Here is a 9,362-nt window from a genome sequence, read left to right on the forward strand (position 1 = left end):
TCCCGCCCGGAGCAGTGGTGCACCTGCCCACCCTGCGCACCCACCACGGCCGGGTCCACGCCGACCTCGCCTACACCCACACCGTGCCGAAGGCCCGGCGCACCGGGCACACCGTGGCGCTGGGCGTGGACTGGGGCCTCAACACACTGCTCAGCGCGGGCGCCGTTCGGCTCCACGACAACGGGACGATCACCGCGCTGGGCTCGGGTGCCCAGTTCCGGGCCGCCGGAGTGCTGGCCAAACAGCACCGGCTGCGCCGCGAGGGCGAGCACCTGCATGCCAAGGCCGATCACTATCAGCGGCTCATAAACGACACCGACAGCCATTATCTCTCCGGCAAGCACGCCGTCCTGGCCGAGGAGATTCGGTACGTGGCCGACCGGCGCTCGAATCTCAACGACGCGCTCGCCCGGTCCGCCGCAAGGTGGACGGTCGACCAGGCACTGGCCGCCCACGCGAGCGTGATCTACGTCGAGGACCTGCGCTCGATGGAAGCCCGGGGCATGGGCCGCACTCTCAACACCCGTCTGTCCCAGCAGGTTCGCGGACAGATCGTGGAACGAATGCGGCACCTGGCCGCCGAAGCGGGAATCGCTGTCGTCACCGTCCCGGCCCGTGGCACCTCCCGGCACTGCCCCCGCTGCCTGGTAACGCTACGCCACCGCAAGGCCCCCGACCGGCCCACCGTAGCCGGCTGGAAATGGGCCATCTGCCCCAACCCCGAATGCGGCTGGCAGGGCGACCGCGACACCGGAGCATGGCAGCGCATCGCCGCACGCGGCTCCACCCACCAAACCAAGATCGCGGTCGACCGCGCCAGTGGCGCGATGGTCATCCGCAGCGTGGTCGACCAGCTCGAAACCACCGCAGTGGTCGAAACGGCCACCACCACTGGGATCCGCCGGGGAGACCGGTCCAAGGCCGGACCCACCCGGCGCACAATCGCACGCTCCGCGCCCAGGCGACGCGGGGCACCCTCCCCTACCGGTCCCTCGGGTCCGGCGGGCAAGCGTCCGGAGGGACACGCTCACACGGGCCCAAAACTGCTGCCCCGCGCAGCCCACCGGCACCAGGGCGTGACGACGATCAGCACACCCACCACCCGCCGACACCGGCCCAGAGGGGCGGCACTGGGCGCAGGCTTCCACCTACACGCCCACGCCACCCCACCACGGTGGGAACCGATCCAACCGATCCCGCAGCCCGCGGATCACAAAGGATCAGTTGGCTGATCAGAGACGCTAAGAGCCCAGCGCTCCAGTTCGGCGAAGTCACGCGCCCGCAGGCCGTGCCGCGGATCCACCGGATGGAGCAGTGCCGGGCCGGCGTGGTGCTCGGCGACATGGCGGACGTCGAGGTCGGTGACCATGTCGTCCACCCACACGAACGGCCGTCCGGCCGCCCAGGTCACGACGGTCCGCGTCTTCCAGTAGAGGCCGTCCGGGTCCTTCGCGAACGGCTCCGGCCACTCGATGACGGGCAGCTCGGGCAGCCCGACGACCGGCCCGATCACCTCGTTGGCCTGGTGCGTCCAGGTCGTCGCCCAGACCAGTTCGTACGGCAGCGCGAGCAGCCGGGCCCCGTGCCCCGGGTGCAGCCGCACCCGCAGCCCCCGGCGCAGCGCGCGGGAGCCCGGCCGCTGGCGGGCGGACCAGTAGACGGGGTGCGTCCTGCGGGTCACGTAGCCGCGGTGGCGCAGGAACCGGGCCCGGAAGGGGTTGAGGGGGCCGTCGACGTCGAGGAGGAGCAGCGGACGCTGGGTCATGGGAAGGACTTACCCAGGCGGCCCGGCGGACTACTGCCGGTACCCGCTGAGGAACCGGCCGATCCGGCCGATGGCCGTCTCCAGGGTCTCGGCGTGGGGGAGGGTGAGGATGCGGAAGTGGTCGGGGGCGGGCCAGTTGAAGCCGGTGCCCTGGACGACCTGGATCTTCTCCTGGAGCAGCAGGTCCAGGACGAACTTCTCGTCGTCGTGGATGGGGTGCACCTTGGGGTCGATGCGGGCGAAGGCGTAGAGGGCGCCCTTCGGCCTGACGCAGGAGACGCCGGGGATCTCGTTGAGCTTCTCCCAGGCCACGTTGCGCTGTTCGTACAGCCGGCCGCCGGGGACCACGAGTTCGCGGATGGACTGGCGGCCGCCGAGCGCGGCCTGGATGGCGTACTGGGCGGGGGCGTTGGCGCACAGCCGCATGGAGGCCAGCATGGTGAGGCCCTCCAGGTAGTCCTTGGCGTGCTGCTTCGGGCCGGTGACGACCAGCCAGCCCGAGCGGAAGCCGGCCACCCGGTAGGTCTTGGACAGGCCGCAGAAGGTGAGGACCACCAGGTCGGGGGCGAGGGCCGCGGTGGAGTGGTGGACGGCGTCGTCATACAGGATCTGGTCGTAGATCTCGTCCGCGAAGACCATCAGGCCGTGCCGGCGGGCCAGGTCGAGGATGCCCTCCAGGATCTCCCGGGGATACACCGCGCCGGTCGGGTTGTTGGGGTTGATGACCACCACGGCCTTGGTGCGGTCCGTGATCTTCGACTCCATGTCGGCCAGGTCCGGGTACCACTCGGCCTGTTCGTCGCAGAGGTAGTGCACCGCCTTGCCGCCGGCGAGGGTGGTCACCGCCGTCCAGAGCGGGAAGTCGGGGGCGGGGATGAGGATCTCGTCGCCGTCCTCCACCAGCGCCTGGACGGCCATGGAGACCAGTTCCGAGACGCCGTTGCCGAGGAAGACGTCGTCGACGCCGACCTCCAGGCCCAGGGTCTGGTAGCGCCCCGCCACCGCGCGGCGGGCGGAGAGGATGCCCCGCGAGTCGGTGTAGCCGTGCGCCTGCGGGAGCATCCGGATCATGTCCTGGAGGATCTCCTCCGGCGCCTCGAAGCCGAACAGCGCGGGGTTTCCGGTGTTCAGGCGCAGCACGCTGTGGCCCGCCTCCTCCAGGGCGTTGGCGTGCTCGATCACCGGCCCGCGGATCTCGTAACAGACCTCGCTGAGCTTGTTGGACTGCCGGAACTCCATGCGCCCCTCCGGAAACTCGTGTTGCTTGGTTTTACCAAGTAGGAGCTTGGAAAGTCCAACATCTTGTCTAGACTGCGTCGCATGTCACCTCGCCGAAGCTACGACCAGTACTGTTCCGCGGCCCGCGCCCTCGACGTCGTCGGCGACCGCTGGACCCTGCTGATCGTCCGGGAGCTGCTCGCCGGTCCCCGTCGCTACACGGACCTGCACGCGGACCTGCCGGGAGTCAGCACGGACGTCCTCGCCTCCCGGCTGAAGGACATGGAGCGGGACGGCATCACCACCAGGCGGCGGCTGCCCCCGCCGGGTGCCGCGTACGTCTATGAACTGACCCCCCGTGGGCGGCAGTTGCTGCCGGTCCTGCAGGCGCTGGGCAGGTGGGGGGAGCCCGAACTGGGGGAGCGCCGCCCCACCGACGCCGTCCGCGCCCACTGGTTCGCACTGCCGCTGTTGCGCGCCCTGGAGGGTGCGGGACTGGTCGAGGTCCGGCTGGGCGAAGGGCACTTCCACCTGTACGTCGGCGCGGAGGACGAACCCGTGTACGGCGACGGCCCGGCACCCCGCGAGCCGGACGCCCGGCTCGTGCTCGACACCGGGACGGGCGCGGCCCTGGCCCGGGGCGAGTTGGGGCTGCCGGAGGCGGTGCGGACCGGTCGGGTGACGGTGACCGGGGACGGGGCACTGGCCAAGGAACTGACCGAGGCCGGGGTCTGAGGCGACGACCGGGTCTGAAACGACGACTGGACCTGAAACGACGACTGCGCCTGAAACGACGACTGGGCCTGAAACGACGACTGGGCCTGAAACGACGACTGGGCCTGAAACGACGACTGGGCCTGAAACGACGACTGGGCCGCCGCGAACGGGGCCCAGTCTCCTGACTCTTCGCCGGATCAGGCGTCCGGCGGCACGCGCGACGGCCGACCGGACCCGCGCGTCAGCGCGTACCCGCCGATGCCCGCCAGGGCGGCCAGGACGCCGCCGATCCCGGTCCACACCCAGCGGTCGGTCCACCAGCCGGAGGACCAGCCGTCGTCGGGCTCGACGGCGGACAGCACCGCCGGCTTCGCCGAGGAGGAACCGTCCTGGCCGGAATCCGACGTGATCGCGATGCCGGGCACCAGCGGCTTGGCCAGCGAACCGTCCACCGCCGCCGAACCGCCGATGTCCTTGGAGTCCACCTTCACCTCGGCGCTCACCGGCTGACCGAGGTCGGCCGAGGTCAGGTCCACCACGGTGAGCCGGATGTAGTAGGTCCCGGGCAGCGGGTCGTCGGCCCAGGGCTCCGACCAGGCCCGCACGGTACGCATCACGCAGGCCAGCTCCACCGACGTGGCGCCCTGCGCGGCCGTCCGGGTCTGCGCGCCGTACTGGCAGGCCTGCCGGCGCCGCAGCCCGTCGTACATGTCGAGCTGCCAGGTCTGCGCGGCGTGCGAGCCGGGCAGCTTCACCGTCGCCTTGACGTCGGGGCGCTGACCGGCATCGGCCGGGAAGGACCAGTACAGGTAGTCGCCGGTCGACCCGCTGGCCGTCGCCCGCTGCCCCTGGTCGATCTCCGTCGCCGTACGGAAGGACGTGCCCGCCTGGGTGGGCGCCGAGCCGTCCGCCGAGGCGCTCGGGGAGGGGGAGGAGTCCGCGGCCGCCGGACCCGCGGCCAGACCCACCGCCAGGCCCGCCGCCAGCAGGACGGTGTTCACCACACGTGTGATCGACATCAGTTGGTCCTCCAGACCGCGATCCGCCAGCGCGACACCCAGCCCCACACCAGACCCGCGAGGAAGCCGGTCAGCACCAGCGCGCCGAGCAGCCACCAGCCGCGGCCGAGGCCGAAGGAGGCGACGTCGGACGCCTGCGACGGCCCGTCCACCACGTCGACCGTCAGCTCGACGGGCAGGCCGGGGCTGGTCTTCACGCCGGACGCCGCCGAGAAGGAGTTGGTCACCTGCAGGCAGACGGTCTCCGCCGTGGCGTCCTCGTCGTCGCTCTCGGCCTTCGGGTACCGCAGCCCGGTCGATATGACGTCGGTGCGGCCGAGGCCCGACGCCTCGCCGCGCACGATCTCCCGTCCGTGCACGGTCACCGCGCGCAGCAGCACCCCGTAGTCGGCGTTGACGGCCCGGTCGGCCGCGACGCTCACCGAAGCGCGCAGCTCCTGGCCGGGGTTGACGTCGACCTTGTACCAGCGCTGCTGCCCGAACTCCTCACGGTCGGTGTACAGACCGGACTTCAGGGCGGGTGCCGACGAGCACTGGTCCGTGCCCTCGGTCGCGACCGGCGTGACCACCGGGTCCGCCGCCCGGTCCACCAGCTGGCCGACCCGGTCGGTCAGTTCCTCCTTGTGCTGGACGGAGGTGTAGGTGCCGCCGGTCGCGTCCGCGATGCAGCTGAGCTGGTCGCGGGTCTTGGCGTCCGGCACCAGGCCGAGCGTGTCGATGGTCAGCCCGACGCCCTTGGCGGCGATCTCGCGGGCCACCTCGCACGGGTCCAGCGGCTGGCAGGTGTCCTCGCCGTCGCTGATCAGGACGATACGGCGGGTCCCGTCACCGCCCTGGAGGTCGTCGGCCGCCTTGAGCAGCGCGGGGCCGATGGGGGTCCAGCCGGTCGGCGAGAGCGTGGCGACGGCGGTCTTCGCCTCGGTGCGGTCCAGCGTGCCGACCGGGTACAGCTGCGCGGTGTCCTTGCAGCCCTCCTTGCGGTCGTTGCCGCGGTAGTTGGCGCCCAGCGTGCGGATGCCGAGCTGGACCCCCTCGGGCGTCGCGTCCAGCACTTCGTTGAACGCCTGCTTGGCCGCGGCCATGCGCGTCCCGCCGTCGATGTCCGCCGTCCGCATGGAACCGCTGACGTCCAGCACGAGCTCCACCTTGGGAGCGGCCTGTTCGGTCTCGTCGGCGACCGCATGGCCGGGGAACGCGATCCCGGCCGCCAGGGCGGCGAGCAGAGCACAGACTCCTGCCGCCGGCCGATGTGTTCTGATCATCGGCGGATCCTATTGATCAAAGGCGCCGGGCTCCAAAACGAGGCACGGGCCGGCGAACCAGAGTGACCGGCAGGTCAACGGAGGGCGGCGAGCGGGTTCGGCAGTGCCGTCCACTGGTCCCCGGGCACCTGCGGGGACAGCCGCATCAGGGTCAACGCCTTGGCGGGCAGCGGGCCTTCGAGGAGCGCCGTCAGATCGGGGGTGCCCGGCAGGTGCGGTACGGCCGCCTCCAGGGCCGTGGCCAGGGCCGGTCCCGACCCCGCCGTGCCCGCCAGCGCGCCCGCGACCAGGGAACCGAACAGCTTGCGGCGCAGGGCCGGTTCGTCGTCCGTGACCAGGCGGCCCGTCAGCTCGGGCGGGGTGATGCCGTGGCGGGCGAGACGGGCGGGGCTGAGGCGGATGTCGGCCAGGTCGCGGTAGACCAGGCGGAGCGGGTCGCCGGTCGCGGAGAGCACGACCAGGAGGTTCTGGCCGTGCGCCTCCAGGGCCACGCCCAGGTCCAGCAGCCGCAGCCCCACCGTCAGTGCGAGCCGGGTGAACCCGGCCAGCCAGGAGGGCGACGCGGGCAGCTCGGTGCCGGCCAGGGCAGCCACCGGCAGCACGCGCTCGCCCGGCGCCGCGTACACCTGTGGCGACTCGCGCAACAGCGCCGCCAGGTCGGGCGAGCCGGCGGTCACCGCGCCCAGCGTGCGGGTGATGTGCAGGAGTCCGTCCGTGCGGGACGCCAGGTCCGTCGCGAACGACGACAACGTCATCGCCGCGCCCACCGAGTACGCCGAGATGTCCCGCACGGAGGAGGTCAGCCGGGCACTGAGCGCGGTCTTCACGTGCGGCCCGTCGGCAAGCGCGAGTGTGCGCAGCGACATCAGCGGGTGGGCGTCCCGCCAGGGCCCGGCGGAGCCGCCCTTGAGGACATGGGCGCGCTGCCAGGGATGCACCGGAATCAACAGCCGCCCTGTGTCTCGGAGTTCGTCTGGCCAGTCGCCCGCCAGCAGACACTCCCCGGCCGCGGCCGGCACCGTCTCCAGCCGCACCAGCGGCCGGTGCTCCGGCCCGTACGCCAGCTGGTCCGCCGCCGAGAAGCCGGGCCGGGAACGGCAGTTGGGGTGGAAGGGGTGCCCGTCGACGACCCGCTGCTCCCACTCCCAGTCGTGGTCCGGCCACTCCTTCGAGGGAATCTCACGGTCGGCCCGGGACAGCGCCAACGACGCGACGCTGTGGCCGAGTTCGGCGGCGAATCCGTCCGCGTGCGGCCACCCCAGCTCCGTCATCAGCTGTGCCGGATCGTCGTACGCCACGCCGTCCAGGCGCACGGCGGTCACATACGCGTCGGTGGCGTACGGATCGGCCCGCGGGCCGTGCAGCGCCCGGCCGTCCGCCTGCCACAGGGCCAGGCTGTGCGCACCCCGCACCCGGCGCGTCACCCACGGCAGCGGTTCGTACGCCAGCGCCCGCCACAGCCGGGTGAGCACCGCCGCCCGCGCACCGGGCAGCTCGGCCGCGTACCGGCCGGCCAGCTCCGGCCGCGCCTCGGCCAGCTCGGCGGCGAGCCGGTTCTCGATGGGGGAGGGACGGTGCACGGGAGGGCTCCTCGGGGGACGGGTACCACGGTCATGATGACCGGTGACGACCCACATACTGATCACGGTCGGACGGTGCGGAGGCGGGAACGAGACGCGGACCACGAGACGCAGCGCGACGGAACACACTGAGAACGAGACACTGAGAACGAATGGAACGCGTGGACCCCATGCCCCTCGGCGACACCGTCGGCGAACGCGCCGACGCGTACGCTGCCGCGCCCCTGCTCAACTGCCTGCTCCGGGAGGTGGCCCAGCCGCTCCCGGACGCCGGGCGAGGGCCGGCGCGGGTCTACCGGCTGCCCGGCGGCGGGCGGCTGCTGCGGGTGCGCGGCGCGCGCCGGCCGTCCGCGCCCGAGGTGTTCGCGGACGGTGCCTGGCACCGCGTCGGCCACGCCGAGCTGGTGAAACTCGTCGCCGAGGAACTGCGCGCGCACACCGGGCTGTCCAACGGCGACCTGCCGGCCGAGATGATCGACAGCCGGGACGCCGTCGCCGCGCTGCTGACGGCACGCGCGCGGGCGACGGCGCCCGCCGACCCGTACTTGCGTTCGGAACAGTCCCTGATCACCGGCCATCCCTATCACCCCGCCCCCAAGGCGCGCGGCGGCGGCCCGGTCACCGCCTGGCTGCCGTACGCCCCGGAGGCGCACGCCCGGTTCCCGCTGACGCTGCTCGCGGTACGCGAGGACGAACTGGTGGAGGAGGGCGACACGGCCGCGCTGGACGCACTGGCCGCTCCGGCCGCCGTACCGCCGGGCTACCGGTTGCTGCCCGCCCATCCCTGGCAGCTCGACCTGGTCGCCCGCGACCTCGCGCCGGCCTTCGCCGACGGGCGGCTGCTGCGCCTGGGCGAGACGGACTTCGTGACCTGGCCGACGGCCGCGATCCGCACGCTGTACGAGCCGGAGCGGGATCTCTTCCTGAAGTTCAGCCTGGACGTGCGGATCACCAACGACATCCGCCGCCTCTGGGCGCACGACCTGCGGAGACTGCGCCGTACTGACGCGGCCGTGACCACCGCGTTCACGGCCATGGGCGGCCCGGCTGCCTGGCTGGGCGACCGCGGCTACCGCACCGCCCGCTTCGCCTTCGAGGAACTCGCCGTGCTGGTCCGGGACGGGCTGCGCGGGCCGCTGCTGCCCGGGGCCACCCCGCTGCTCGCCGCCGGCCTGGTGGAGGGCTTCCACGGCGACCCGCTGGCCGCGGCGGCGGAGCCGGGCGCCTGGTGGGAGGCGTATCTGCGGGCGGTCGTCCCCCCGGCGCTGACCGCCTTCGCCGAGCACGGCGTCGTCCTCGAAGCACACCTGCAGAACACCCTGGTCGCCGTCGACGCCGACGGCATGCCGGTGCAGGCGCTGTACCGGGACGCCGAAGGGGTCAAGCTGCCGGCCGAGGCGGAGCGGGCCGCCGGGTGGGAGCGGCTGGTGTACTGCCTGGTCGTCAACCACCTGACCGAGGTCGCCGCCGCGCTCGCCGAGCACCACCCCGGGTTCGACCCGTGGCCCGCGGCCCGGCGGGAGCTGGCCCGGCATCCGCTCCCCGAGGCGGCCGCCCTGCTGGCCTCCCCGACCCTGCCCGGCAAGACGAACCTGCTGCTGCGCTGGACCGGCGCGGACGGCGCCGACGCCCGCTACCTCCCGCTGCCGAACCCGCTGGCCCGGCAGGACGGGGGCGCGGGGATCGGCTGACCGCCCCGTCGAGGCCGGTCACTCCTGCCAGGCGAACGCACGGTGCCGAGAGGGTGCGGCCACGCCGCGAGTCGTTCCCGTCTTCGCGTACCCGGGTACGCGAAGACGGG

General features: G+C 72.8%; 8 protein-coding genes. 3 read left to right on the top strand and 5 right to left on the bottom strand.

The features are described 5' to 3' along the window. Nucleotides 1-17: 17 nt before the first annotated feature. Nucleotides 18-1,232 (top strand): zinc ribbon domain-containing protein, encoded by a 1,215-nt coding sequence (locus tag AB0M11_RS35855; RefSeq protein WP_365712351.1) that lies wholly within the window; start codon nucleotides 18-20, stop codon nucleotides 1,230-1,232. Here the strand turns inward: AB0M11_RS35855 and AB0M11_RS35860 are convergent. Beyond that, entirely contained in the window at nucleotides 1,211-1,765 is a 555-nt protein-coding gene (locus AB0M11_RS35860; RefSeq protein ID WP_365712352.1) for a hypothetical protein, read from the bottom strand. The two genes, AB0M11_RS35855 and AB0M11_RS35860, sit on opposite strands and share 22 nt — an antisense overlap. 30 nt (nucleotides 1,766-1,795) lie before the next feature. Then, nucleotides 1,796-3,004 (bottom strand): pyridoxal phosphate-dependent aminotransferase, encoded by a 1,209-nt coding sequence (locus AB0M11_RS35865; RefSeq protein ID WP_365712353.1) that lies wholly within the window; start codon nucleotides 3,002-3,004, stop codon nucleotides 1,796-1,798. A gap of 81 nt (nucleotides 3,005-3,085) precedes the next feature. Here AB0M11_RS35865 and AB0M11_RS35870 point away from each other — a divergent pair, with 81 nt between their 5' ends. Then, entirely contained in the window at nucleotides 3,086-3,718 is a 633-nt protein-coding gene (locus AB0M11_RS35870; RefSeq protein WP_365712354.1) for a winged helix-turn-helix transcriptional regulator, read from the top strand. 179 nt (nucleotides 3,719-3,897) lie between these two features. On the opposite strand, the gene AB0M11_RS35875 is transcribed toward AB0M11_RS35870, so the two are convergent. The 3 genes from AB0M11_RS35875 to AB0M11_RS35885 form a co-directional block, all read right to left on the bottom strand. Further along, nucleotides 3,898-4,719, bottom strand: a complete 822-nt coding sequence (locus AB0M11_RS35875) for a hypothetical protein (protein ID WP_365712355.1) — start codon at nucleotides 4,717-4,719, stop codon at nucleotides 3,898-3,900. After that, nucleotides 4,719-5,981, bottom strand: coding sequence for a VWA domain-containing protein (locus AB0M11_RS35880; RefSeq protein ID WP_365712356.1), 1,263 nt, complete (start codon nucleotides 5,979-5,981; stop codon nucleotides 4,719-4,721). The genes AB0M11_RS35875 and AB0M11_RS35880 overlap by 1 nt, the downstream gene beginning before the upstream one ends. 74 nt (nucleotides 5,982-6,055) lie before the next feature. Then, nucleotides 6,056-7,561: an IucA/IucC family protein gene (locus tag AB0M11_RS35885; RefSeq protein WP_365712357.1), complete on the bottom strand. Its 1,506-nt coding sequence runs from the start codon at nucleotides 7,559-7,561 to the stop codon at nucleotides 6,056-6,058. A gap of 152 nt (nucleotides 7,562-7,713) precedes the next feature. On the opposite strand from AB0M11_RS35885, the gene AB0M11_RS35890 reads away from it, so the two are divergent. Further along, nucleotides 7,714-9,252, top strand: coding sequence for an IucA/IucC family protein (locus AB0M11_RS35890; protein WP_365712358.1), 1,539 nt, complete (start codon nucleotides 7,714-7,716; stop codon nucleotides 9,250-9,252). The last annotated feature ends 110 nt before the right edge of the window (nucleotides 9,253-9,362 follow it).

It is taken from the genome of Streptomyces sp. NPDC051987, from assembly GCF_040680735.1.
In the GTDB taxonomy this organism is placed as follows: domain Bacteria; phylum Actinomycetota; class Actinomycetes; order Streptomycetales; family Streptomycetaceae; genus Streptomyces.

Coding starts and splice junctions, on each gene's coding strand:
- AB0M11_RS35865 (WP_365712353.1), bottom strand. CDS start 3,004: ATGGAGTTCCGGCAGTCCAACAAGCTCAGCGAGGTCTGTTACGAGATC.
- AB0M11_RS35875 (WP_365712355.1), bottom strand. CDS start 4,719: ATGTCGATCACACGTGTGGTGAACACCGTCCTGCTGGCGGCGGGCCTG.
- AB0M11_RS35880 (WP_365712356.1), bottom strand. CDS start 5,981: ATGATCAGAACACATCGGCCGGCGGCAGGAGTCTGTGCTCTGCTCGCC.
- AB0M11_RS35860 (WP_365712352.1), bottom strand. CDS start 1,765: ATGACCCAGCGTCCGCTGCTCCTCCTCGACGTCGACGGCCCCCTCAAC.
- AB0M11_RS35890 (WP_365712358.1), top strand. CDS start 7,714: ATGGAACGCGTGGACCCCATGCCCCTCGGCGACACCGTCGGCGAACGC.
- AB0M11_RS35870 (WP_365712354.1), top strand. CDS start 3,086: ATGTCACCTCGCCGAAGCTACGACCAGTACTGTTCCGCGGCCCGCGCC.